This is a genomic window from Actinophytocola algeriensis (assembly GCF_014203735.1).
Taxonomy (GTDB): domain Bacteria; phylum Actinomycetota; class Actinomycetes; order Mycobacteriales; family Pseudonocardiaceae; genus Actinophytocola; species Actinophytocola algeriensis.
Genome location: NZ_JACHJQ010000006.1, coordinates 731,596 through 755,448, shown reverse-complemented (window position 1 = coordinate 755,448; position 23,853 = coordinate 731,596). Strand labels below are relative to the sequence as shown.

The following is a 23,853-nucleotide window of genomic DNA, read 5'->3' as shown; positions in this document are numbered from 1 at the left end:
GTCAGGGCGCCTTGGCGGGGTACGGCACCGCGGTTGTGTGCGTTTGGCCGGTGTGTCCAATAGCGTGATCGCCGTGCGGGTGAGCAGGGCTCGGATGTGGGCGACGGTTCGGCGGCGTGGGCATGCGCTGCGGCTGATGGGGCTGCCCATCCTGCAGTGTTCGGTCGCCGCCGCGCTCGCGTGGCTCGTCGCGACCGAGGTGTTCGGGCACGCGCGGCCGTTCTTCGCGCCCATCGCCGTGGTCATCTGCATCGGGGTCGGGTTCGGGCAGCAGCGGTTGCGGCGGGTGGTCGAACTCGTCGTCGGGGTCAGTGTCGGGATCGGGGTCGGGGACCTGCTGATCTCGGCGATCGGCGCCGGGTGGTGGCAACTCGCGCTCGTGCTCGGGCTGGCCATGATGATCTCCGTCATGCTCGGTGGGGGCACGCTGGTCACGTTGCAGGCCGCGTCCTCCGCGATCCTGGTCGCCACGTTGCTGCCGCCGGGTGGCACCGGTGGGCTCGACCGGATGCTCGACGCGTTGATCGGCGGGTTGCTCGGGCTCGCGGCCATCGCGCTCCTGCCCGGTGACCCACCCGAGATCGTGCGGCGGCGGGGCCAAGAGCTGCTCGGGGAGCTGGCCGCCGCGCTCACCGCCACCGCGGACGCCATCGACCACCGGGATCGGGAGGTCGCGCAGGAGGCCCTGCGCCGCGCCCGTACCCAGAAGGCCGGTGACGACTACCGTGACGCGTTGCGGGCCGCGCGGGAGATCGCCGCCATCTCGCCACTGCACCGGCGGCAGCGCACCATGATCGAGCGGTACACGCGGGCCACCGAACCCGTCGACCTGGCCCTGCGCAACAGCCGGGTCCTCCTGCGGCGGACGCGGACGGCGCTCACCGACGACGAGACGTTCCCCCAGACGTTGCCCGTCGCGCTGCGGCGGCTCGCGGAGGCCGCCGCAGCGTTGGCCGACGCGCTGGGTACCGACGGTGACCTCGGTGACGTGCGGGAACGGGTCAAGGCCGCGGTGACGATCATCGACGCGGGCGGGATCGAGCACACCGGGTTCTCCGCGACCGTCGTCACCGCGCAGTTCCGGTCGATCGCCGTCGACCTGTTGCAGGCCACCGGGCTCAGCCACGAGCAGGCCCGCGGGTTCCTGCCGGCTATGGGGTGATGGCGTTGAACGCGTCGCTGTACAGGACGCGTTCCGGCGCGCCGTGGCGGGCGATGCCGAGCATGGCCAGCCCGATCTGCTCGGTCGACGACACGTACTTCGGCGCCACCCGCCGCAGCAGCGGGAACAGCAGCGCGAACACCGGGTACGCCACCCGGTACAGCAGCGTCCTGGACCGGGCGCCGTGCCGCGACTGGATGAAGCCCGGCCGCAGCACGTACGCGTCGAGGGACGTCGCGAACAGCGCGTTCTCCGTCTCGCCGCGCACCCGCGCCCACATGGTGCGGCTGTCGGCGTCGGCACCCGCTCCCGACACGTACACGAACACCGCCTTCGGGTTCTGCGCCGCGACAGCGGCCGCGGCTGCCATGGTGATGTCGTAGGTGACCTCGCGGTAGTCGTCCTCGTTCATGCCCGTCGACGACACGCCGAGGCAGAAGAAGCACGCGTCCACCCCGGCCAGCTCGGCCGCGAGCGGGGACAGGTCGAACAGGTCGTCCGTGAGCACCTCGCGGAACTTGCGGTCGGTCACCCCGCTCGCGCGGCGCCCGATCGACACGACCTCCTCGACCCCCTCGTCGAGCAGGCACTCGCGGACCACACCCTGGCCGACCATGCCGGTCGCGCCGAAGACCACCACCTTCATGGGCGAACCGTAGCGGGCCGCGCGGCGATCGTCGCGGCGGTGAGCCCGGCCGTGAGGAGGAACGCGGCGGGCAGGCCGTGCCCGGCGGCGAACGCGCCGAGCGTGGCCGGTCCGGCGATCGTGCCGAGGCCGAGGCAGAACACGACCGCGCTGAACCCCGCCGCGGGCCGTTCGGGGAACACCCGGTAGCTCCACACGGTCAGCACGGCGGCGACGGCCATGAACGCGGGCCCGTACAGCAGCGCGGACACCCCGATGGCGGGCAGCGCGCCGGGGGCGAGCGCGAGGACCGCCACCGCGGCCGCCAGCGCGCCGAACAGCAGCGTGTGGGTGCGGCGCAGCCCCAGCAGCGTGAGCGCGCGGTCGGTCAGCAGGCCGCCGAGGCCCGCGATGCCGATGAGCGTCCAGAACAGCGGTCCCACCGCGTCTCCCACCGTGTCGCCGGCGATCATGTCCACCGCGAACGTCCAGTACACCGACCCGACGATGCCGTAGGAGAACGCGGAGACGAACAGCGGCACCGCCGCCACCTCGGCCGGATCCGTTGTGCGGCAACGCGTTCCGGGCGGGGCAGGGCACGCAGCAGCCACGCGTTGTACAGTGTCACCGCGAGCGCGCCCGCCGCGAACAGCACCCACGCCGGCCGCCACGGGACCGCGAGCGCCAGCACTCCGGCGATCATCGTGCCGAACGCGGTGCCGTTGGGCACGATCGCGAGCACGCGTTCCCTGCGGTCCGGGTCGACCATCGCGCGCACCACGTCCGAGTACGGCGCCCACGCCCATCCCGAACTGGTCCCGGCGAGCAGCAGTCCGACGACCAGCACGGGCGTGCTGTCCGCGACCGACACCAGGGCCAGGCCGGCCGTCGCGCACGCGCCGGCGGCGATGATCAGCGGTCGTGGGCCCAGCCGCGCCGACAGCAGGCCGACGAGCGTGAGGGCCGCGAGGTAGCCGGCGTAGGTGCCGCTGCCGATCAGGCCGACGGTCGCGACGTCGAGGTCGAACGTGGCGCGCAGCTCCGGGAGGAAGAGCCCGAAACCGTAACGGGCGAAACCGAAACTGACGCCGATGGCGGCGAGCCCGGCGGCCGACAGGTGCCACACGGTGCGCGTCTGGGTGATCGTCATGGCTACAGCGTCCGTCAGCGGATCACCGCACAACAGTGGCGCGAACGTCACGGTGCGATAGATTTACGCCATGCGTGTCGTTGTGCCCATCCCCGGTACGGTCGCCCTGTTCGAGCTGGCCGTGCCAGTCGGCGTGTTCGGTGCCGTCGACCGGCACGACCTCGCCCCGGACTGGTACGAGCTGGTCGTGTGCGGTGCGGGCGCCCATCCGGCGTCGGCGGGGCTCACGCTGTCGACGCGCACGGGGCTGTCCGCGTTGCGCACGGCCGACCTGGTGGTCGTGCCCGCCTGTGTGATGCCGGACTGCGAGGCGCCGCCGGAGCTGTTGTCCGCGTTGCGGAAGGCCCACGCGCGGGGCGCCAGGATCGCGTCGCTGTGCACGGGCGCGTTCGTGCTCGCCGCCGCGGGCCTGCTCGACGGCCGGACCGTGACCACGCACTGGATGTACGCCGACGAACTGCGCCGCCGCTACCCGAAGGTGACGGTGGACGAGCACCCGCTGTACGTGGACGACGGCGACATCCTCACCAGCGCGGGGACCGCCGCGGCGCTGGACCTGTGCCTGCACATCGTGCGGCAGGACTTCGGTGCGGCCGTCGCCGCGGAGGTCGGCAGGCGGATGGTGCTCGCGCCGCACCGCGAAGGTGGGCAGTCGCAGTACATCCCGGCGCCGCTGCCCGCCCATGCGGACGGGTTCGCGCCGGTGCTCGAGTGGGCGGTCCGCCACCTCGACCGGCCGCTGACCATGGCGGAGCTGGCCGACCGGGCGGGCATGAGCCTGCGCACCTTCGGCCGCCACTTCGCCGACCGGGTGGGGGTGACGCCGCTCGCGTGGCTGAACCAGCAACGTCTCGCCCGTGCGCGGGAGTTGCTGGAGACCACGAACCTGCCCGTCGAGGTGGTGGCCCAGCGGAGCGGTCTGGGCACGGGAAGCGGCCTGCGGCAACACTTCCAGCGCGCCTACGCCACGACCCCCGCGACCTACCGGCGCACTTTTCGCGCCACCGCGGCGGGTTGACGCGTGAGGGCGACGCCCGCCAGCACCACTCCCATCCCGGCGATCACCCGGACGCCGACCTCCTCGCCGAGCACCACCGCGCCCAGGACCACCGACACCACCGGCAGCAGGTAGCCGACGGTCGCCGCCGCGGTGGCGCCTTCCGTTGCGATCAGGCGGTTGTTGAGGTGGAACGTCAGCCCGGTGGCGACGATCCCGAGCACGCCGACAGCCAGCAGCGAGCCGGTCGTCACCCTCGACCAGTCGAGGCCGCCCGCGGGCAGCCCGACCGCCGCGAGCCCGGTCGCGACCAGCAGCTGCGCCGCCGACATGCCGAGCGGGTCACCCCGGTTGACCAGGTGCCGCCCCATGTAGGCGAACGCCACCGCGTAGCTGGCCGCCGCCGCGAGCAACGCCAGTGCGCCCCAGCTCGCGAGGCCGTGCTGCTGCCACGGCGCGAAGATCACCACCACGCCGCAGAACCCCAGGCCGAGCCCGGCGAGCCGCACCCCGGTGAAGCGTTCGCCGAGCGCGAGGCCGATCACCGTGGACCACAGCGGCGTGGTCGCGTTGAGCACGCCCGCGACCCCGGAGTCCACGGTCTGCTCGCCGATGCTGAACAGCGCGAACGGCAGCGTGTTGCAGAAGAACGCGGCGATCACGAGCCGCCGCCAGGTCGGACGGTCGGACAGGCCGGGCAGCCGGTGCCGCGCCCACCACGCCAGGACCAGCAGCACCAGCGCACCGAGCACGCACCGCAGTACCGTCACCTGCGCGGGGCTCAACCCGGTCAGGGCCAGCTTGATCCACAGGAAACCCGAGCCCCACAACAGGGCCAGCACACCCATTCGCACCACGTGTCCACCGTCGCCCAGGCAACTCGACAGGACAAGTGAAATGATCTGCACCAACCGTTAAGGTGAGCTACATGCTGGACGTGCGAAGAATGCAGGTACTGCGCGCGGTCGTCACGAGCGGCTCGGTGACGGCGGCCGCCACCAACCTCGGCTACACGCCCTCGGCGGTGAGCCAGCAGGTGGCGGCTCTCGAACGGCAGGCAGGCGTGCCGCTGCTGGAACGCATCGGCCGCGGCGTGCGCCCCACGGCGGCGGGGCGGCTGCTGACCGAGCACGCGGCGATCATCGCCACGCATGTCGCGGAGGCGGAGACCGCGCTGGCCGACCTGCGTGCCGGGCGCACCGGGCGGCTCGCGATCCGCTACTTCGCGACCGCGGGTGCCGCGCTCGTGCCGCCCGCGCTCGCGAAGCTGCGCGCGGACCACCCCGGCGTGCAGGTGGACCTGAAGCTGATCGACCCGCAGGACCCCATGCACGAGGTGGAGCAGGGGCGCGCGGACCTCGGGATCGTGGTGACGCCACGGGGCGAGGCGCGGGACGGCATCCGCCTGGTGCACCTGCTCGACGACCCGTACCACGTGGTGCTGCCGAGGGGGCACCGCCTGGCGGCGAAGCGGACGCTGGACCTCGCGGACCTGGCGGACGAGCCGTGGGTCAACAACGAGCTGAGCGCGGGGCCGTGTATGGAGATCATGCTGAGCGCCTGTGCGTCGGCGGGCTTCAGCCCGAACTTCGTCGTGGAGAGCGACGACTACGCGACGGCGCAGGGGTTCGTCGCCGCCGGGCTGGGCGTGACGCTCATCCCGAGGATGGGTCTCGGGCAGCGCCACCCGGCGGTCGTGGTGCGCCGAGTACGCAAGCCGGAGCCCTTCCGCGCGATCTACGCGGCGGTGCGCGAGACGGCGCTCGCGCAGCCCGCGCTCGCCGGTCTGCTGAACGCGTTGCGGGCCGCCGCTGCCCAGTGAGAAAGAAACCATCCAAATTTGTTGGGCTGCACGGGAATCCGCACAGGCGCGTTGACGTGGCACACGCAGAGTGATGTGACATACGCGTGGTCGGGCAGTGACAGTTTGCACTAATTCCAGGGCCTTCCGTAGCGGCACGATTGCTCTCGGCTTCCCCACCGACGAGCGGAGCGACCGAGGATGGACCAGGACTACCAGCCGTTCTGCATGGCGGATCCGTCGTTCTACGACGCCATGTACTCGGAGGCGACGGCAGGAGAGTCGTTCGCCACCGCCTCGCGCTCGCTGCCGGCTGGGTGGACGTTGCGCGAACAGGACGACTGGTTTGTCATCAACCCACCTGTTCGGCAGAACCATCCCTTGCAGGGCTGGAAGATCCACGCCTCGGCGACCCAGGACAACGCACCCCGGGTGCTCGACACGGTGTGGGACTACTGCGTCGAGCGCGGCATCTCGTTCAAGTTCCTGAGATCGTCGTCCGCACTGCTCGCCAGGGTGTCGAAGTACGCGCCGCGCGGTTACGCCGGCAAGCTCGTCACGATCTACCCCGAGGACGACGCCGCGTGCGAGCGCATCCTCACCGAACTCGGCGCGCGGCTCGACGGCGAACCCAGCCCGTACATCCTCTCCGACCTGCGCTGGGGCACGGGCCCGCTGTACGTGCGGTACGGCGCGTTCGCCAATCGGTACACAGTGGACAGTACCGGTGTCGTGGTGGACGCGATCGCGGATCCCGACGGCAACCTCGTCGCCGACCGCCGCGACCCCGTCTTCTACGTGCCGCCGTGGGTGACGCTGCCCGTGTTCCTCGAGCCGCACCTGGCCGCCCGCAACGCGGTCACGATCGGCGACCTGCCGTACACGATCGAGCGGGTGCTGCACTTCTCCAACGGCGGCGGCATCTACGCGGGCCACGACACCCGCACCGGCAACGAGATCGTGCTCAAGGAGGCCCGCCCGCACGCCGGTCTCGACTCCTACGGGCACGACGCGGTGCGGCGCCTCATCCGCGAACACGAGACGCTCACCGCGCTCGCAGGCATCCCGGGCGTGCCTGCCGTGCACGACCGGTTCACACTCGGCGAGCACCAGTTCCTGGTGATGGAGCACGTCGAGGGCGAGGTGCTCGGCAAGGCGATCGTGCTGCGCTACCCGCTGATCGACCCGATGTCCACGCCTGCGGACTACGCGGACTTCACGCGGTGGGCGGTGGACATCCACCGCCAGGCGAGCGAGACCATCGAGAAGATCCACGAGCGCGGCATCGTGTACGGCGACCTGCACCTGTTCAACATCGTGGTGCGCGAGGACGACACGATCGCGCTGCTGGACTACGAGGTCACCTCGCCGGTCGAGGACGCGACCCGCCCCGGCCTCAACAACCCGGGCTTCGCGCCGCCCCGTGACGTGCACGGATTCGACATCGACCGCTATGCGCTCGCGTGCCTGAGGTTCGCGCTGTTCCTGCCGATGACCAACCTGCTCGGCCTGCACCGGCTGAAGGCACGGCACTTCGCGGAGATCATCACCGAACACTTCCCGGTGCCCATGGACTGGCTGCGGCCTGCGGTCGACATGGTGGTGCCGCTGGGTACTCCGCGCGTGCCCAGTCCGCGCATCGAACCGGATCCCGCCGCGTGGCCGGCGTTACGCGACGACCTGGTCCGGTCGATCCGCGCGAGCGCCACCCCGGACCGCGACGACCGGTTGTTCCCCGGGGACCCGCAGCAGTTCGCGGTCGGCGGGCTCGGGCTCGCGTACGGCGCCGCGGGTGTGCTGTACGCGCTGGAGGTCACCGGCGGCGGCCGCGTGGAGGAGTACGAGCAGTGGCTGCTGCGGCGGGCGACCAACCCGGTGGGCGGCAGCAGGCTCGGCCTCTACGACGGGCTGCACGGCGCCGCGTTCACGCTGGCGCACCTCGGTCATCGGCAGGAGGCGCTCGACGTCGTCGACATCTGCCTGCGCGAGAACTGGGAGAGCATGGGGCACGACCTGTTCGGTGGTGTGCCCGGGTTCGGTCTCAACCTCCTGCACCTGGCCGATTCGACGGCCGAGCCCGCGTTGCGGGTGGCGGCACACCGCGCGGCCGAACTCGTCGCCGACGCGCAGGGCCCGGAGGACGCCACCGACGACACCCCGATCAGCGGGTCGGGTCAGCCGTGGGCCGGCTTGTTCCGAGGGCGGTCGGGTGCGGCGCTGTTCCTGATCCGCATGTACGACGACACCGGCGACACCGTCTACCTGGACCGCGCCGCGGACGCGTTGCGGTTCGACCTGCGGCGGTGCGTGCGGCGGGACAACGGCACGCTCGAGGTCAACGAGGGCTGGCGGTCCATGCCCTACCTCGACGGCGGCAGCATCGGCATCGGCGTGGTGCTCGACGAGTACCTGCGCAGACGCCACGACGAGCAGTTCGCCGACGCCGCCGCGGCCGTGGCACGCACCGCCCGCTCACCCATGTACATCCTCCCGGGCCTGCTCACCGGTCGCGCCGGTGTGCTGCTGTACCTGGCAGGCCGCGCCGACGACCCGGCCACGGATCCGGACGTGGCCCGGCAGGTCCGCAACCTCGCGTGGCACGCGCTGCCGTTCGGCGAGGGCATGGCGTTCCCCGGCACCGGGTTGCTGCGGCTGTCCATGGACTTCGCGACGGGCACCGCCGGGGTGCTCCTCGCGCTCGGCGCCGCGATGCACGGCCGGCCGGTACAGGCGCCGCTGTTGACCTTGTCCCGGCCGGCCACACCACAGACCCCCACGCCTGCTGGCGTGGGTCAGTAGAAAACCCCCGAAAAAGGAGCCAACAATGGCACTTCTCGACCTCCAGGGCATGGAAAACGCACCGCAGACGGGCGGCCACGGTGGCAGTGGCAGCAGCCAGTCGTGCCCGTCGAACCTGTCCGTCACCCTGTGCGGCGGCGGCTCCGGCCTGAGCGTGCTGATCTGCCACTGAGCATTCGTAGCGAGCATCGCTACTGAGTGACGAGCATCGCTCTGACGTCCATCGGGGCGTAGGAGCGGGACGCGGTCCCGGACAACTGGCGTTTGTCCGGGACCGCGACCCTTGTGGAGAAGGGTAACCCGTGGAGGCCTTCGGCGAGATCGCCAGGAAAGCCGGTGGCTGGCTGCCGCTGATCGGAGCCAGCGCGCTGCTCGGCACGCTCGGTGCGCTGGCGTTGCCGCTGGTGCTGGGCCGCGCGGTCGACGCGATCGTGTACGGCGGGTCGCCGGTGTGGTTCTGGCTGGCGGCCGGGTTGATCGCGCTCGGGATCGCGGCCGACCTGGTCGACGCGTTCGCGGGCACCGCGTGTGTCGCGGGCACGACGGCGTGGGTGCGCGACCGCCTCGTGCGGCACGTGCTGTCGGCCGGGCCGCGGCACGGGTTCGCGACGGGTGATCTGGTGAGCCGGGTGTCGGGCAACGCGGCGGAGGCCGCGAACGCCGGGCCCGCGCTCGTGACGGTGTGGACATCGGTGCTGCCGCCGGTCGGCAGCCTCCTTCTGTTGGCGTACCTGGACATCTGGCTGGCGGTGGCGTTCCTCGCCGGCATCGGCATGGTGGCGGTGGTGCTGCGGCTGTTCACGGTGCGGACCGCGTCGGTGGTGACGGCGTACCTGACGGTGCAGGGCCGGATCGCGGCACGGCTGTCGGAGTCACTCGCCGGTCTGCGGACGATCGCGGCGGCGGGCACCGCTCCGCGCGAGGAGCGCCGGGTGCTGGCGTCGCTGCCGGAGCTGCACGAGCAGGGCATGCGGAGCTGGCGGGTGCTGTCGGGGGCGGCGGCGCAGGGCGCGGTGGTGGGGCCGCTGGTGCTGGTGGCGGTGCTGGGGACCGGGGGATGGGCGTTGTCGGCGGGGCGGGTGACGCCGGGTGAGCTGTTCGCGGCCGGGCAGTACGCGATGCTCGGCGCGGGGCTGGGTTCGTTGACGAGCGTGTTCGGCAGGCTGGCGCGGGCGCGGGCGGGTGCGTCGCGGGTGGGTGAGGTCCTCGCGGTGTCTCCGGTGTCCTATGGCGACGGGACGCTGCCGTGGGGGCGGGGGAGGTTGGCGTTCTGCGGCGTGTCGGTGGACTCGCTGCTCACGGAGGTGACGTTCACGGTGCCGGGCGGGTCGTCGGTCGCCGTGGTGGGCCGGTCGGGTGCGGGGAAGTCGGTGCTCGCGGCGGTGGCGGCGCGGTTGCGCGACCCGTCCGCGGGGACGGTGCTGTTGGACGGGGTGCCGCTGTCGTCGTTGTCGCACCGCGAGTTGCGGTCGGCGGTGGGGGTGGCGTTCGAACGGCCGCGGCTGGTCGGCGCTACGGTGCGCGCGGCGATCGGCGACCACGCGGAGGAGGCGGCGCGGGCGACCTACGCCCACGATTTCGTGTCGCGGCTGCCGTCCGGGTACGACACACCGCTGTCGGCGGCACCGATGTCGGGTGGCGAGCTGCAGCGGCTGGGGCTGGCGCGGGCGTGGGGGGCGTCGCGGTTGCTGGTGCTCGACGACGCGACGTCGAGTGTGGACATGGTGACGGAGCTGCGGATCAGCCGGGCGATGATCGAGGCGGGCGGGCGGACGCGGCTGGTGGTGACGCACCGGTTGTCGACGGCCGCGCGGGCGGACCTGGTGGTGTGGCTGGAGGGCGGGGGCGTGCGGGCGGTGGGGACGCATGAGGAGCTGTGGGCTGATCGTGGGTACCGCGAGGTGTTCGGATGAGCCGCGGGTTGTCGGTGGACACCGATAACGTGAAAACCGGGGGGCCACCGGGCGCGCGAATGGACCGTTCGCCCGGCCTGGTGATCGCTGGGCTGTGGACAACTGGTTCGCGCGGCCCGGTTTTGTCGGTGGCCGTTGATAGCGTTGCTATCGGGGGGCCCCCGAGCGTGCCAATGGGACATTCGCTCGGTTTCCTGTCGGCGGGGTTGGGGAATTTCCGGAGAGCTTGTGATATTGCGGCGGGTGAGGGTGTCCATGGGGGCAACGTCGAGATGTTCAACGGTCCTTTAGGGGCATTGCGGCGGCCCAATCTGTCGGTGGCCGTTGATAGTGTGAAAACCGGGGGCCCGTCCGCCGCACGGATGGGACACTCGTCCGGGTTCGTGGGTGGCGGGTGTTGACGTGAAACGGGAACTTCGTTACGCCGTCGGGTCGCTTTCCGCGCGGCCTACCACCGCTCTCCTGCTCTGGTCCCTGCCGGAAGCACTGCCCGCCGCCGTGTCCGGAGTCGCCGTCGCCAACGCCGTCGACCGCGGGTTCCTCGCCGGGCGGACCGACGTCGGACTGCTGTGGCTCGCGTCCCTCGTCGTCGTCTCGCTCGTCGGAGCGGTCGGGACGCGCATGGTGTTCCGGCGGCTCGGGGACCTCGCGGAACCCTTCCGGGACACGCTCGTCCGGCGGGTCGTCGGTGGCGCGTTGCGCAACGGCGCCGACGGACGACCAGACCACGGCGCGCTCGCCCGGCTCACCCGTCAGGTCGAGATAGTCCGGGACACCTACGCCGGGCTGGTCATCGTCGTCCGGGGGTTCGTCGTCACCGTTGCCGGGGTGGTCGCCGGGTCGCTCTCCGTAGCGCCCGTCATCGCCCTGCTGATCTTGCCGCCGTTCCTGCTCGGGCTCCTCGCCTTCCTGGCCGTGCTCGGGGTCGCCGCCGCGCGGCAGCGGGCTTCCGTGCTCGCCGACGAGCGGCTCAGCGACGCCGCCGACCGGGTGTTCTCCGGGGTGCGCGACGTCTCCGCATGCGGTACCGAAGACAAGGCCCGTGCGCTCGTCGCCGTGCCCATCGCCGAGCAGGCCGCCGCCGAGCGGGCACTCGCCAAGGTCGCCGCCCTGCGGACCGCCTGTTTCGCCATCGGCGGCTGGCTCCCCCTGCTGGTCCTGCTCTTCGCCGGGCCCTGGCTCGTCGGCAACGGGCTCACCGCCGGTGCGCTCATGGGTGGCGCCACCTACGTGCTCTTCGGACTCCAGCCCGCACTGCAGAACTTCGTCGCCGGGGTCGGGGGAAGCGGGTTGCGGTTCGTCATCACCCTCGGGCGGGTACTCGCCGCCACGGACGTCGTCGCCGGGCCACGGCGGGACGAGACGGGTGACGGGCACGCCGTCCGCCTCGACAACGTCACCTTCGCCTACGGGCCGCACGCCGAGCCCGTCATCGACCGCCTCGATCTCACCGTCGCGCACGGTGAGCACCTCGCCGTCGTCGGGCCCAGCGGTATCGGGAAATCCACGGTGGTCAGCCTGCTGTGCGGGTTGCTGCGGCCGGACCGGGGCGAGGTCACCCTCGGTGGGGTGCCCGCCGCCGACCTGGCACGTCCAGAACACGTGCGGGTGCTGATCCCGCAGGAGGCCTACGTCTTCACCGGCACCCTGCGGGAGAACCTCACCTACCTCAACCCGGACGCCACGACCGCGGACCTGGACGCCGCCGCCTCGGCGGTCGGCGCCGACCTCGGTGACTACGACACCGAACTGCGGCCAGGGGACATGTCCGCCGGGGAACGACAGCTCGTCGCACTCGTGCGGGCCTACCTGTCACCCGCACCCCTGGTCGTCCTCGACGAGGCCACCTGCCACCTCGATCCGGTGGCCGAGCGGCGGGCCGAGGACGCCTTCGCCGACCGCGGCACATTGATCGTGATCGCGCACCGCATCAGTTCCGCCCTCCGGGCCGACCGGGTGCTCGTGCTCGACGGAGCCGGTGCGGCCATCGGTGACCACACCACCCTGCGCCGCACCTCGCCGCTCTACCGGGACCTCCTCGGTCACTGGGAAGCGGGCCGTGACACGCGGAAGGCGTCACAGCCAGCCTGACTCGGTCGCGATGCGGATCGCGTCGATCCGGGTCCGGGCCCCGGTCTTGTTCATCGCGTTCGACAGGTAGTTGCGCACCGTCCCCGGCGACAGCGACAGCTGCTTCGCGATCTCGGGACCGCTCGCGCCCTCGGCCGCCAGCTGCAGCACCGACAGCTCCCTCGGGGTGAACGGGTTCCGGCCGGCGGACAGCGCGGCGATCACCAGGTTCGCGTCGATCACGGTCCCGCCCTGCGCGACGCCGCGGATCGCGTGCAGCAACCGCGCCGCCGGTGCGTTCTTGTCGATCAGACCGGACACATCGGCCGCGAGCAGTCGTTTCAGCAAACCAACCGGCCGCTTCACCGTCAGGGCCACGATCTGGCACTCCGGCAGCCGCTTGCGCAGCTCGTGGACAGTCGTCAAACCCTTGTTCTCCGGCAGGTCGGCGGAGACCACCGCGACATCCGGTCGCAACCGGACCGCCACCGACACCGCCCTCTCGTTGCATTTCAGATCGGCGATGACCTCTATGTCCTCCTCCACCGACAACAAGCTCACCAAGGCCGTGCGGAGAAGATCCATGTCTTCCGCAAGCAGGACCCGGATGGATCTTCCCTCATCCTGTGCCTCCGAGTCGCCGGAACTGCGACGCGCCATGCCTCCTCCTGGGGACGGTAATCAGCCTGGTGCGGCGACCCCTATCCGATCGCCGTCCCACAGAGAAGGTCACGGCTGACCGAATTCTTGTTACAGATCGTCCTTCACATGGAGCAACGAGGGAAACAATGAACTGGATACGGCGCGAGAATGCTACAGAAAATAGGTTCCGTAATTCTCGGACGGGGTAGCGAAGACCCAGTCGGGGGATTTTCACACAAGCGCCCATCTGGTGCAGATGCACTACGGCATCCGCACCAGACGGTTGGTCTCCTGGCTGGTTCAGACCTTTGTCACGGCTGCGCTGAGTGCATTCGCGACGAGCGGGGTGTAGCCGGACGTGTGTCCGGCGGCATTCGGGTGATAGGACTCCAGCACCGGGTTCGAGAGCCCGTTGAGCCACTCGGCGTCGTCGCACACCGCGTGCCCGGTGAACGCCGGGCGCACGTCGACGAACCGGAACCCGTACGCGGCGGCCCGGCCCGCGATGGTCGTCGCGAGCAGGTCGGCGGTGGCGTTCAGCGCGGACTGTTCCGACGGGCTGATCCGCGCGCCGACGTTGCACTCCTCGCCGTTGAACAGCCGCGGGTAGCCGACCACGACCACCCGCGCGTTCGGTGCCCGCGTGCGGATCTGGTTGTACAGGTTGTTCAGTGCGCCGGGCAGTGTGTTGCGGATGTAGTTGTTAGCGCCTGTGATGTCGGTGGTGCAGGTCCACGGCCACGGCAGGGCGCACTGGGTGATCACGTCGGCGAACCCGGCGTCGTTGCCGCCGACCGACACGGTCACCAGCGCGGTGCTCGTGGTGAGGCTGCCGAGCTGGTTGAGCACGTCCGGGACCCGCGCCCCGGAGCACGCGGCGAACGTCAGCGGCGCGCCGAGCCGCGCGGCCACCTGCACCGGGTACGCCTTCGGCCCGCGGTAGCAGGAGCCGCTGTCCGAGTAGTAGGTGCGGGTGCCGACGCCGGAGGAGTACGAGTCGCCGAGCGCGGTGTACGGGCCGGGTGCTGCCCCAGCCTGGCCGCCGACTCCGATGAGGGTGAGCAGGGTGGCGATGGCGGTCGCCAACGCCAGTCGTGTGCCGGATCGCATGGTCTGCCTCCACACGTAGCAGGGGGACGTCCGGGAGGCCGGACATGATCAGCGTGGGGGCCTTTTCGGCGACCGGGCAATCGGCCGAATCGGTAGAAGTTTTCGGCTATTCGAGAGAGTTCGCGACTTTCTGTCGCCTCTAGGTCGAGGGGTTAGAGTCGGGCGCATGTGCCGCAACATCACCCCGCTCCGCGGGCTCGAGCCAGCCGCCACCGATGAGGAGATCACGGCGGCGGCGCTGCAGTTCGTCCGCAAGGTGTCAGGCGTCGCCACCGTCACCGACAGCACCCGCGCCGCGATCGAGCAGGCCGTGGCCGAGATCTCCGCGACCACCAACCGCCTGCTGGCCGAGCTGCCGCCGCGCAAGCGGCCGCCGACGACCGTGCCGCCGCTGCGCAGGCCGGAAGTCCGCGCCCGGATCGCGGCACGGGCGGCCAAGGACTAGCAGGCCCGTTCTAACCCTCTGTGACCTCTCGCACGGTCGAGTAGCGCGATTGGGTACTCAGCGTGATCCCGAGGTAAAGTCGCGGGTCGCCCGTCTGTTCGCCAGCCGGGTCTGCTGCCCCGTACACCGTCGGACGCAGCACTGACTGCGGAGGACCCGTTGCGCCTGCGTCCGGCCGGTGATCGATGACTGCCGTCTGTACCGAGTCACTGCTCGATACCCTCACCACACCGCTCGCCCTCTTCAGCGGTGCCGCGGCCGCGGCACCGCGCACCCTGAACGACGTGCTCGCCGACACCGCGGCCCGCCACCCGGCGGCGTCCGCGATCGACGACGGCACGACCGTCCTCACCTACACCGGTCTGCTGGCCGCGGTCGACGAGCTGCGGCAGAAGCTCACCGCCGAGGGCATCGGCGCCGGTGACCGCGTCGGCATCCGGGTGCCGTCCGGCACCGCCGACCTGTACGTCGCCATCCTCGCGGTGCTCGCGGCGGGCGCGGCGTACGTGCCCGTCGACTTCGAGGACCCCGACGAGCGCGCCGACCTCGTCTTCACCGAGGCCGCCGTGTGCGCGGTGCTGGGTGAGGGCCGCGAGCTGGTCGTGCTCGACACCCCGGCGGGCCGCGGCCAGGCCGGGCTCGGCGACGACGCGTGGATCATCTTCACCTCCGGCTCCACCGGCAGGCCCAAGGGCGTGGCGGTCAGCCACCGCGCCGCCGCCGCGTTCGTCGACGCCGAGGCCGACCTGTTCCTCGCCACCGATTCGGTCGGCCCGATCGGCCCGGACGACCGCGTGCTCGCCGGGCTGTCCGTCGCGTTCGACGCCTCCTGCGAGGAGATGTGGCTCGCGTGGCGCAACGGAGCGTGCCTGGTGCCCGCGCCGCGCTGGCTCGTCCGCACCGGGGTGGACCTCGGACCGTGGCTGGTGGAGCAGGAGATCACCGTCGTCTCCACCGTGCCGACGCTCGTCGCGCTGTGGCCGGCCGAGGCGCTGCTGGACGTGCGGCTGCTGATCCTCGGCGGCGAGGCGTGCCCGCCCGACCTGGCGGCACGTCTCGCCCAGGACGGTCGCGAGGTGTGGAACACCTACGGCCCGACCGAGGCCACGGTCGTCGCGTGCGGCGCGAGGATGACCGGCGAGGGCCCGGTCCGCATCGGGCTGCCGCTCGCGGGCTGGGAGCTGGCGGTCGTCGACCAGGCAGGCGAGGTCGTGCCCATGGGCGGCACGGGTGAGCTGGTCATCGGCGGTGTCGGCCTCGCGCGCTACCTCGACCCCGCCAAGGACGCCGAGAAGTACGCGCCGCTGCCGTCGCTGGGCTGGACCCGCGCCTACCGCAGCGGCGACCTCGTGCGTGCCGAACCCGAAGGGCTGCTGTTCCTCGGCCGCGCCGACGAGCAGGTCAAGCTCGGCGGCCGCCGCATCGAGCTGGGCGAGATCGACGCCGCGCTGCAGGCACTGCCGGGTGTCTCCGGCGCCGCCGCGGCCGTCCGCACCACCGCGAGCGGCACCCAGCTGCTCGTCGGCTACGTCGTCGTGGCCCCGGACTTCGACGCCGACAGCGCGCTGACCCGGCTGCGGGAGGCCATGCCCGCCGCGCTCGTGCCGCGGCTCGCGGTCGTCGGCACGCTGCCCACCCGCACGTCCGGCAAGGTCGACCGGAACGCGTTGCCCTGGCCGCTGGATCTCGGCGAGGTGGCCGCCGGGGAACTGCACGGCACCCAGGCGTGGCTCGGCGAGCGCTGGGCCGAGGTGCTCGGCGCGCCGCCCGCCGGACCCGGCGCGGACTTCTTCGCGTCCGGCGGCGGCAGCCTCGCCGCCGCCCGGCTCGTCTCGCTGGTCCGCGCCGACCACCCGTCGGTGTCGGTGAGCGACGTCTACCACCGGCCGACCGTCGCGGCGCTGGCCGCGCGGCTCGACGAGCTGGCAGGCCCACAGGCCTCGACCCGCGAGATCGCCCCGGTGCCGCGGCGCGCCGCGGTCATCCAGACCCTCGCGATGCTGCCGCTGCTGACGATCGTCGGTCTGCGGTGGACGGTCGTGCTCGCCGCGCTCGGCAACCTCCTCGGCTACCCGTTCACCACGTCGTGGTGGCTCGTCGGCGCTGGCTGGCTGCTGCTGTTCAGCCCGCCGGGACGGCTCGCGATCGCCGCCGGTGGCGCGCGGATGTTGTTGCGTGGCGTCAAACCCGGCACCTATCCGCGTGGCGGCGGTGTCCACCTGCGACTGTGGGCGGCCGAGCAGCTCGCGGAACGGTCCGGTGCCACCGACCTCGCGGGCTCCTGGCTCACCCACTACGCCCGCGCGCTCGGTGCCCGCGTCGCCGACGGTGCCGACCTGCACTCGTTGCCGCCGGTCACCGGCATGCTCAAGGTGTGCCGCGGCGCCGCGATCGAGCCCGAGGTCGACCTGTCCGGCACGTGGGTCGACGGCGACCTCGTCCACATCGGCAAGATCCGCGTCGGCGCGGACGCGACCGTCGGCGCCCGCAGCACCCTGTTCCCCGGCGCCCGCATCGGCAAGCGCGCCGAGATCGCGCCCGGCTCCGGTGTGGTCGGGTCCGTCCCGACCGGACAGCGCTGGTCCGGTGTGCCGGCGGCCAAGCAGGGCAAGGCCGCGCACCGCTGGCCCAAGGCCCGCCCGGCCCGGCCCCGCACGTGGCTCGCCGTCTACGACGTCACGTCCGTCCTGCTCGGACTCCTGCCCGTCGTGTCGGCCCTGCCCGCCCTGTGGGTGTTCACGCTGTTCCTCGGCGGCACCCCGACGCTCGGTGCCGCGCTCGCGGCCGTGCCGGCGGTGACGGTGACGTGGCTCGTCACGCACGCGCTGCTGACGCTGGTGTCCGTGCGGCTGCTCGGGATCGGCCTGCACGAGGGGCACCACCCCGTGCGCGGCCGGGTCGCGTGGCAGGCGTGGACCACGTTGCGGCTCATGGACTCCGCCAGGAGTCTCCTGTTCCCCTTGTACGCCAGCCTGTTCACGCCGGTCTGGCTGCGGGCGCTCGGCATGCGCGTCGGCAGGCACGTCGAGGCCTCGACCGTCGTGGCGCTGCCCGCGATGACGACCGTCGGCGACGGCGCGTTCCTCGCCGACGACACCATGGTCGCCTCCTACGAACTCGGCGGCGGCTGGCTGCGGATCGCGGCCGTGCGGGTCGGGAAACGGGCGTTCGTCGGCAACTCCGGCATGGCCGCACCCGGCCGGTCCGTGCCCAAACGCGGTCTCGTCGGGGTGCTGTCCGCGGCGCCGAAACGCGCCAAGGCCGGCAGTTCCTACCTGGGCATGCCGCCGATGAAGCTGCCGCGCGTCGCCGAGCGCGGCGACGCCGGGCGCACCTACGAGCCGCCGCGGCGGCTGCTGGTCGCCCGCGCACTCGTCGAGCTGTGCCGGGTCGTGCCGATGATGTGCTCTGTCGCGCTCGCCGTGCTCGTGTTCGCGGCGATCGGCGAGGTCGGCTTCCCGCTCGGGCTGCTGGTGAGCGGCGTGCTGCTCATCGGTGGCGGACTCGCCGCGTGCGCGGTGGCGGTGGCCGCGAAGTGGCTGCTGGTCGGCCGCTTCCGGGCGCGCAACCACCCGCTGTGGTCGTCGTTCGTGTGGCGCAACGAGCTCGCGGACACGTTCGTCGAGGTCCTGGCGGTGCCGTGGCTCGTCGGTTCGGTCGGCGGCACCCCGCTGATGTCGTGGTGGCTGCGGGCGCTGGGCGCGCGGGTCGGCCGCGGCGTGTGGTGCGACTCGTACTGGCTGCCCGAGGCAGACCTGGTCCATCTGGGTGACGGGGCGACCGTCAACCGGGGGTGTGTTGTACAAACGCACCTGTTCCATGATCGGATCCTGCGCATGGACCAGGTGACATTGGCGGCGGGCGCGACGCTCGGCCCGCACGGGATCGTGCTGCCAGGAACCACCGTCGGGGCACACACGTGTGTCGGTCCCGCGTCGCTCGTCATGGCGGGAGAGCAGATGCCCGCGGGGACCCGCTGGCTCGGCAACCCCGTCGCCGCATGGCGTTGAGCGACACCGGCCTGCTCGGGCACGGCAACCACGGCTACCGGGTCTCGCACTACGACCTCGAGCTGGCGACGAAACCGGCGACCGGGCGGCTGTCGGGGAAGGCGCGACTGACCGTGGTCGCGGCCGCCGCGGACACCCCGCTCGTGTTCGACCTCGGACCGTTCCGCATCGAGCGCGTGCTGGTGGACGGCAAACCCGTGCGGTGGACCCACCGCGGCGGGAAGGTGCGCATCCGCGGCCGGTTCCTCGTGGACACCCCCTTCCCGGTGGAGATCCGGTACGCGGGACGGCCGACGCCGGTCCGCACCCGGTACTGGGGCGAGGTCGGCTGGGACGAGCTGACCGACGGGGTCATCGTCGCGAGCCAGCCCGTCGGCGCGCCGTCCTGGTTCCCGTGCGACGACCACGTCGGCGCCAAGGCCACCTTCCGCATCGAGGTCACCGTCCCGACCGCGTACACCGTGGTGGCCAACGGAGTGCTGTCGGCACGCACCTCCGGCGGCTCCACCGCCACGTGGACCTACGTGGCCGACGAGCCGATGGCGCCCTACCTCGCGACTGTCCAAATAGGACTCTACGAGCGGATCCTGTTGTCGCCGGGGCAGATCCTCGCGGTGTCGCGGGGACTGTCCCGCGCCGCCCAGCACGACTTCGCCCGCCAGCCCAAGATGATGCGGGTCTTCACGGAGCTGTTCGGGCCGTACCCGTTCGCGGAGTACGCGGTCGTCGTGACCGACGACGAGCTGGAGGTGCCGGTCGAGGCGCAGGGCCTGTCGATCTTCGGTGCCAACCACGTCGACGGCCACCGAGGTCACGAGCGGCTGGTCGCACACGAGCTGGCGCACCAGTGGTTCGGCAACAGCGTCGGGCTCGCGGACTGGCAGCACATCTGGCTCAACGAGGGCTTCGCCGCGTACGCGGAGTGGCTGTGGTCGGAACGGTCGGGCGGCCCCCGCGCGGAGACCCTCGCGGCCCGGTCCAGGGCCCTGCTGGCGACCATGCCGCAGAACCTCCGCATCGGCGACCCCCCGGCCCGCGACATGTTCGACGACCGCCTCTACCAGCGGGGTGCGCTCACGTTGCACACCCTGCGGACGCTCGTCGGCGACGAGGTCTTCTTCCCGTTGCTGCGCGAGTGGACCGCCACCCACCGGCACGGCACGGTGGTGACGTCGGACTTCGCAGCCCTGGCCCAACGGCACGCCGGCCGCTCGCTGACGGCGTTCTTCGACCAGTGGCTGTACCAACCTTCTTTGCCGTGACGTGCACAGTCGTGTTCTCTCCGCGCACATCCGATCGCTCTGCGTGAAAGTCGTCCGTAGCGTCGGATGACATGCTGAAAGTGCTCCTGGCGGCCGCGATCGCACTGGTTCCGGCCGCCGTCCCCGCCAGCGCCGACGTGTCCGTCCAGGACACGCGGCCACCGGAATGCGCCAGCCACTTCAAGGACCCCAACCCCCGGCAGCGGACCATCAACCGCGACACGAACCTGCACGAGATGTCGAACCCGCCGGTCTGCTCGCCGCACGGCCCGTACCTTGGCGCGTTGCGGGCCGGGTCGACGTTCATCGTCTACCACGCCGACCCCTACGAGCCGCTCTGGTGCTACGGCTACTCGTGGCAGCTCGCGCGGACCGGGTACATCCTGTGCGAGGCCTATGACCTGCCCGCCGCGCCCGCCGAACCCACCACCGCCGAACTCCGTGAGCCCTGCAACGGCACCTACACGCACTGCGAGACCAACCGGTGCGAGGCCGGCCGGTTCTACCGCAACTACGACCCGACCGCCGACCACTTCTCCTGGGAGTGGGGCGACCCGCTCGTGAAGGGCGAGCAGGGCGACATCCGCGACGAGCCCTACCGCCGCTACGGACCGCGTGGCGTGCGGGCCATGCACGCTGGACAGTGGGGCTTCTACAGCACCGCCTGTTTCCCGTAGACGCGCAACGCCCACGTTCGGGGGTCCCGGGCTGTGTCCGAGGGCGGACATAGACTGCGGGCCTCTCGAACGTCTAAGGAGCGCGTGTGCCAGAGCCGAACGGCGCGACGGACCTGGCGGTGGGGCCGAACGGGCAGGCCAGGCCGGTCGGCCTCGTGGTCGGCACCGTCGCCGCCAGTCCGCTCGAGTTCTCCGTCGGGGTCGCGGCCGACCAGTACCTGCAACTCGACGACGTGGTCGTGACCAAGCGCAAGCTGCCGGACGGCAGCGAGGTGCAGATCGCCGGGGTGGTCACCCAGATCGAGGCCGGGCACGAGGGTGCGCGGTTCGCGTCCGACGTGTTCCTCATCGAGCAGGGCGCGTTGCCCGCCGAGGTGTCCGAGGTCGCCGAGGTGACGGTCACCCGGGTCGAGCCAGAGGTGTACGTGCCGCCGCGGCCCGGCAGTCCGGTGATGCGGGCCGAGGGCGACGCCCGTGACTCGGCGCTGTACTTCGACACGATGGCCGACGCGAAGGTGCCGATCGGCATCGGGCGTGACGGGCAGCCGGTGTACCTCAACTTCGAGTTCGTCGACGGCACCCGCGGCGGCCACGTCTCGATCTCCGGTGTCTCCGGCATCGCGACGAAGACCTCGTTCGCCACGTTCATGCTGCACTCGATCTTCAACTCGGGGGTGCTGCACGGCGAGGCGCACAACACCAAGGCGCTGATCTTCTCGGTCAAGGGCGAGGACCTGCTGTTCCTCGACTACGAGAACTCCCGCCTCACCGACGCCATGCGCGCGAAGTACGGCGTGCTCGGCCTGCCGTCCTCGTCGTTCCGCAACGTGCAGGTGTTCGCGCCGCCGCGGCCGGGTGACCCGAGTGGCACCCCGGACGTGCGGGCCCGCGACCGCGCGGTGTCGCCGTTCTACTGGACGCTCGCCGAGTTCTGCGAGCAGGAGCTGATGCCGTTCGTGTTCGCCGACGGCGAGGACGAACGCGCCCAGTACACGATGCTGATCGGCCAGGTCGCCGCCCGGCTCAAGCGGGACTACACCAAGGTCGGCGCGGACGGGGCCATCTCGATCTCCGGGGTGGAGGCGGTCAACGGCGGCCCGATCCGCACCTTCGAGCAGCTCGTCGGGCTGATCGAGGACGAGCTGCTGGACGAGGAGCTGCGCCGCGACTGGGTGGCCGGGTCGACGTCGACCGGCAGCGTCAACGCGTTCCTGCGTCGCCTCCGCTCGGCCGTGAAGCCGCTCGAGCGGCTGATCCGGTCGGACCTCAAGGACCGGGGCGACCGGTCGCTCACCACGTCGAAGGCGCAGGTCACGGTCATCGACCTGCACAACCTGCCGGACCGGGCGCAGCGGTTCGTGGTCGGTGTGTCGCTGCGGCAGGAGTTCCGCCGCAAGGAAGAGCAGGGCACCGCGCGGCCGCTGATGTTCATCGTGCTGGACGAGCTGAACAAGTACGCGCCGCGTGACGGTGACAGCCCGATCAAGCAGATCCTGCTCGACGTCGCCGAGCGGGGCCGGTCGCTGGGCGTGATCCTCATCGGCGCGCAGCAGACCGCGTCCGAGGTGGAGCGGCGCATCGTCGCGAACTGCTCCATCCGCGTCGCCGGACGGCTCGACCCGGCCGAGGCGTCGCGGCCCGAGTACGGCTACCTGCCGCCCGCGCAGCGGCAGCGTGCGACGATCGCGAAGCCCGGCACGATGTTCGTCTCACAGCCCGACATCCCGGTGCCGCTGGCGATCGAGTTCCCGTTCCCCGCGTGGGCGACGCGGCCCGCGGAGAAGGGGGCGTGGACCGGTGTCGACGACGGTCCCGCGCCGCCCGCCGACCCGTTCGCCGGACTGGACGACGACCCACCACCGTTCTGAGCGGAGCTTGCGGAGCGAATCGACAGCACTGAGCGGAGCTTGCGGAGCGAATCGACAGCACTGAGCGGAGCTTGCGGAGCGAATCGACAGCACTGAGTCGTACAGAGGGGCCTCATGAAGATCCTGCACACGGCCGACTGGCACGTCGGCAAGGTGCTCAAGAACCAGCCACGCATCGACGAGCAGCGTGCCGTCCTCCGCGACCTCGTGCGGGTCGCCGACGAGGAGGACGTCGACCTCGTCATCGTCGCAGGCGACCTGTTCGAGACCGCCGCGCCCAGCCCACAGGCGCAGGGCCTGGTCATGCAGACGCTCATGGCGCTCCGTGCCGAGGGCAGGCACGTGGTGGTGCTCGCGGGCAACCACGACAACGCGCGGCTCGTGCAGGACGTGTACCGCCCGGTGCTCGGTGAGCTGGGCATGCACGTCGTCGGCACGCCGCAGCGGCCCGACCGCGGCGGCAGCGTGACGCTCAAGGCCCGGTCCGGTGAGCAGGCCGTGGTCGCCGCGCTGCCGTTCCTGTCGCACCGGGTAGCGGTCCGCGCCGCCGAGGTCCTGCTGCACGCGCCGTCGCAGCACAACCAGGACTACGCCAACCGCATGCGGTCGATCATCGGCATGCTGTGCGCGGACTTCAGCGGCGACACGGTCAACCTCGTCACCACACACGCCACCATGCTGGGCGGCCGCTGGGGCGGCGGCGAGCGGCAGGTGCAGTTGCTCGGCTACGAGGTGCCACCGGACACGTTCCCCGTCAGCACGCACTACGCCGCGCTCGGGCACCTGCACCGGTACCAGGAGATCGGCGGGCCGTGCCCCATCGCGTACTCGGGGTCGCCGATCGCGCTGGACTTCGGGGAGGAGGACAACACGTCGGTCGCGCTGATCGTGCACGTCACGCCGGACACCCGCGCCACGGTCCGGCCGGTGCCGCTGACCGGCGGCCGCCGCCTCGCGACCCTGCGGGGCACGTTCGACGAGGTGGTCGCCGCGGGGGAGGAGGCGGGGGACGCGTTCCTGCGGGTGATCCTCAAGGAGAAGGCCAAGGCCGGGATCGCCGACATGGTCCGCGAGAAGCTGCCGAACACGCTCGACGTGCAGATCGACGAGAACTTCCGTGCCAGGGCCCAGTCCGGTGCGGTGAAGTCCCGGGTGGGCCGGTCGCCGACCGACCTGTTCGCGGACTTCCTGTCGGAGAAGGAGATCGACGACCCCCGGCTGGGCGCCATGTTCGCCGAGCTGCTCGAAGAGTCGACATGAGCGGGAGCGACGGCGTGCCGCCGGAGGAACGACGCGAACGATTCCACACGGGAGGCCGCTGA

At 71.6% G+C, this 23,853-nt stretch carries 17 protein-coding genes and 1 pseudogene; 13 read left to right on the top strand and 5 right to left on the bottom strand.

The window, feature by feature from the left end; genetic code table 11:
* Positions 1 to 136 precede the first annotated feature (136 nt).
* Positions 137 to 1,162 (top strand): FUSC family protein, encoded by a 1,026-nt coding sequence (locus FHR82_RS30365; protein WP_225943924.1) that lies wholly within the window; start codon positions 137 to 139, stop codon positions 1,160 to 1,162.
* On the opposite strand, the gene FHR82_RS30360 is transcribed toward FHR82_RS30365, so the two are convergent.
* Complete coding sequence (locus tag FHR82_RS30360; RefSeq protein ID WP_184813972.1) at positions 1,152 to 1,808, bottom strand: NAD(P)H-binding protein; 657 nt, start codon at positions 1,806 to 1,808, stop codon at positions 1,152 to 1,154. The two genes, FHR82_RS30365 and FHR82_RS30360, sit on opposite strands and share 11 nt — an antisense overlap.
* Positions 1,805 to 2,937: pseudogene (locus FHR82_RS48075) on the bottom strand (YbfB/YjiJ family MFS transporter). The gene FHR82_RS30360 and the pseudogene FHR82_RS48075 overlap by 4 nt, the downstream one beginning before the upstream one ends.
* 70 nt (positions 2,938 to 3,007) lie before the next feature.
* On the opposite strand from FHR82_RS48075, the gene FHR82_RS30345 reads away from it, so the two are divergent.
* Complete coding sequence (locus tag FHR82_RS30345) at positions 3,008 to 3,955, top strand: GlxA family transcriptional regulator (protein WP_184813969.1); 948 nt, start codon at positions 3,008 to 3,010, stop codon at positions 3,953 to 3,955.
* On the opposite strand, the gene FHR82_RS30340 is transcribed toward FHR82_RS30345, so the two are convergent.
* Entirely contained in the window at positions 3,919 to 4,782 is an 864-nt protein-coding gene (locus tag FHR82_RS30340) for a DMT family transporter (protein WP_184814163.1), read from the bottom strand. The two genes, FHR82_RS30345 and FHR82_RS30340, sit on opposite strands and share 37 nt — an antisense overlap.
* Positions 4,783 to 4,862: 80 nt before the next feature.
* Here FHR82_RS30340 and FHR82_RS30335 point away from each other — a divergent pair, with 80 nt between their 5' ends.
* The 5 genes from FHR82_RS30335 (at position 4,863) to FHR82_RS30315 (ending at position 12,538) form a co-directional block, all read left to right on the top strand.
* On the top strand, positions 4,863 to 5,756 hold the full coding sequence (locus FHR82_RS30335; protein WP_184813968.1) for a LysR family transcriptional regulator: 894 nt from the start codon (positions 4,863 to 4,865) through the stop codon (positions 5,754 to 5,756).
* A gap of 180 nt (positions 5,757 to 5,936) precedes the next feature.
* Positions 5,937 to 8,534 (top strand): class III lanthionine synthetase LanKC, encoded by a 2,598-nt coding sequence (gene lanKC / locus FHR82_RS30330; RefSeq protein WP_184813967.1) that lies wholly within the window; start codon positions 5,937 to 5,939, stop codon positions 8,532 to 8,534.
* Between the two features lie 25 nt (positions 8,535 to 8,559).
* Complete coding sequence (locus FHR82_RS30325; protein WP_184813966.1) at positions 8,560 to 8,706, top strand: SapB/AmfS family lanthipeptide; 147 nt, start codon at positions 8,560 to 8,562, stop codon at positions 8,704 to 8,706.
* Positions 8,707 to 8,836: 130 nt separating this feature from the next.
* On the top strand, positions 8,837 to 10,447 hold the full coding sequence (locus FHR82_RS30320) for an ABC transporter ATP-binding protein (RefSeq protein ID WP_184813965.1): 1,611 nt from the start codon (positions 8,837 to 8,839) through the stop codon (positions 10,445 to 10,447).
* A 402-nt stretch (positions 10,448 to 10,849) separates the two neighbouring features.
* Entirely contained in the window at positions 10,850 to 12,538 is a 1,689-nt protein-coding gene (locus tag FHR82_RS30315) for an ATP-binding cassette domain-containing protein (RefSeq protein ID WP_184813964.1), read from the top strand.
* Here the strand turns inward: FHR82_RS30315 and FHR82_RS30310 are convergent.
* Together FHR82_RS30310 and FHR82_RS30305 are read right to left on the bottom strand one after the other, a co-directional pair.
* Positions 12,524 to 13,177 (bottom strand): response regulator transcription factor, encoded by a 654-nt coding sequence (locus tag FHR82_RS30310; protein ID WP_184813963.1) that lies wholly within the window; start codon positions 13,175 to 13,177, stop codon positions 12,524 to 12,526. The genes FHR82_RS30315 and FHR82_RS30310 overlap by 15 nt on opposite strands.
* Positions 13,178 to 13,459: 282 nt before the next feature.
* Positions 13,460 to 14,269, bottom strand: coding sequence for an SGNH/GDSL hydrolase family protein (locus FHR82_RS30305; protein WP_184813962.1), 810 nt, complete (start codon positions 14,267 to 14,269; stop codon positions 13,460 to 13,462).
* A 166-nt stretch (positions 14,270 to 14,435) separates the two neighbouring features.
* Between FHR82_RS30305 and FHR82_RS30300 the strand changes: the two genes are divergently transcribed.
* The 6 genes from FHR82_RS30300 (at position 14,436) to FHR82_RS30275 (ending at position 23,791) form a co-directional block, all read left to right on the top strand.
* Positions 14,436 to 14,714: a DUF2277 domain-containing protein gene (locus FHR82_RS30300; protein ID WP_184813961.1), complete on the top strand. Its 279-nt coding sequence runs from the start codon at positions 14,436 to 14,438 to the stop codon at positions 14,712 to 14,714.
* Positions 14,715 to 14,899: 185 nt separating this feature from the next.
* Entirely contained in the window at positions 14,900 to 18,724 is a 3,825-nt protein-coding gene (locus FHR82_RS30295; RefSeq protein WP_184813960.1) for a Pls/PosA family non-ribosomal peptide synthetase, read from the top strand.
* Positions 18,715 to 19,986, top strand: coding sequence for a M1 family metallopeptidase (locus tag FHR82_RS30290; protein ID WP_184813959.1), 1,272 nt, complete (start codon positions 18,715 to 18,717; stop codon positions 19,984 to 19,986). Before FHR82_RS30295 ends, FHR82_RS30290 begins: the two co-directional genes overlap by 10 nt.
* A gap of 71 nt (positions 19,987 to 20,057) precedes the next feature.
* Positions 20,058 to 20,663: a hypothetical protein gene (locus tag FHR82_RS30285; protein ID WP_184813958.1), complete on the top strand. Its 606-nt coding sequence runs from the start codon at positions 20,058 to 20,060 to the stop codon at positions 20,661 to 20,663.
* Positions 20,664 to 20,749: 86 nt separating this feature from the next.
* Complete coding sequence (locus tag FHR82_RS30280; RefSeq protein WP_184813957.1) at positions 20,750 to 22,531, top strand: ATP-binding protein; 1,782 nt, start codon at positions 20,750 to 20,752, stop codon at positions 22,529 to 22,531.
* A 114-nt stretch (positions 22,532 to 22,645) separates the two neighbouring features.
* Positions 22,646 to 23,791, top strand: coding sequence for an exonuclease SbcCD subunit D (locus FHR82_RS30275; RefSeq protein ID WP_184813956.1), 1,146 nt, complete (start codon positions 22,646 to 22,648; stop codon positions 23,789 to 23,791).
* Positions 23,792 to 23,853 lie beyond the last annotated feature (62 nt).

Bases quoted from the DNA above. Each gene is read 5' to 3' on its own strand.
- FHR82_RS30345 (WP_184813969.1), top strand. From the start codon at position 3,008: ATGCGTGTCGTTGTGCCCATCCCCGGTACGGTCGCCCTGTTCGAGCTG.
- FHR82_RS30285 (WP_184813958.1), top strand. From the start codon at position 20,058: ATGCTGAAAGTGCTCCTGGCGGCCGCGATCGCACTGGTTCCGGCCGCC.
- FHR82_RS30335 (WP_184813968.1), top strand. From the start codon at position 4,863: ATGCTGGACGTGCGAAGAATGCAGGTACTGCGCGCGGTCGTCACGAGC.
- FHR82_RS30310 (WP_184813963.1), bottom strand. From the start codon at position 13,177: ATGGCGCGTCGCAGTTCCGGCGACTCGGAGGCACAGGATGAGGGAAGA.
- FHR82_RS30325 (WP_184813966.1), top strand. From the start codon at position 8,560: ATGGCACTTCTCGACCTCCAGGGCATGGAAAACGCACCGCAGACGGGC.
- FHR82_RS30300 (WP_184813961.1), top strand. From the start codon at position 14,436: ATGTGCCGCAACATCACCCCGCTCCGCGGGCTCGAGCCAGCCGCCACC.
- FHR82_RS30290 (WP_184813959.1), top strand. From the start codon at position 18,715: ATGGCGTTGAGCGACACCGGCCTGCTCGGGCACGGCAACCACGGCTAC.
- FHR82_RS30360 (WP_184813972.1), bottom strand. From the start codon at position 1,808: ATGAAGGTGGTGGTCTTCGGCGCGACCGGCATGGTCGGCCAGGGTGTG.
- FHR82_RS30365 (WP_225943924.1), top strand. From the start codon at position 137: ATGGGGCTGCCCATCCTGCAGTGTTCGGTCGCCGCCGCGCTCGCGTGG.
- FHR82_RS30305 (WP_184813962.1), bottom strand. From the start codon at position 14,269: ATGCGATCCGGCACACGACTGGCGTTGGCGACCGCCATCGCCACCCTG.
- FHR82_RS30295 (WP_184813960.1), top strand. From the start codon at position 14,900: ATGACTGCCGTCTGTACCGAGTCACTGCTCGATACCCTCACCACACCG.
- FHR82_RS30275 (WP_184813956.1), top strand. From the start codon at position 22,646: ATGAAGATCCTGCACACGGCCGACTGGCACGTCGGCAAGGTGCTCAAG.
- FHR82_RS30340 (WP_184814163.1), bottom strand. From the start codon at position 4,782: ATGGGTGTGCTGGCCCTGTTGTGGGGCTCGGGTTTCCTGTGGATCAAG.
- lanKC (WP_184813967.1), top strand. From the start codon at position 5,937: ATGGACCAGGACTACCAGCCGTTCTGCATGGCGGATCCGTCGTTCTAC.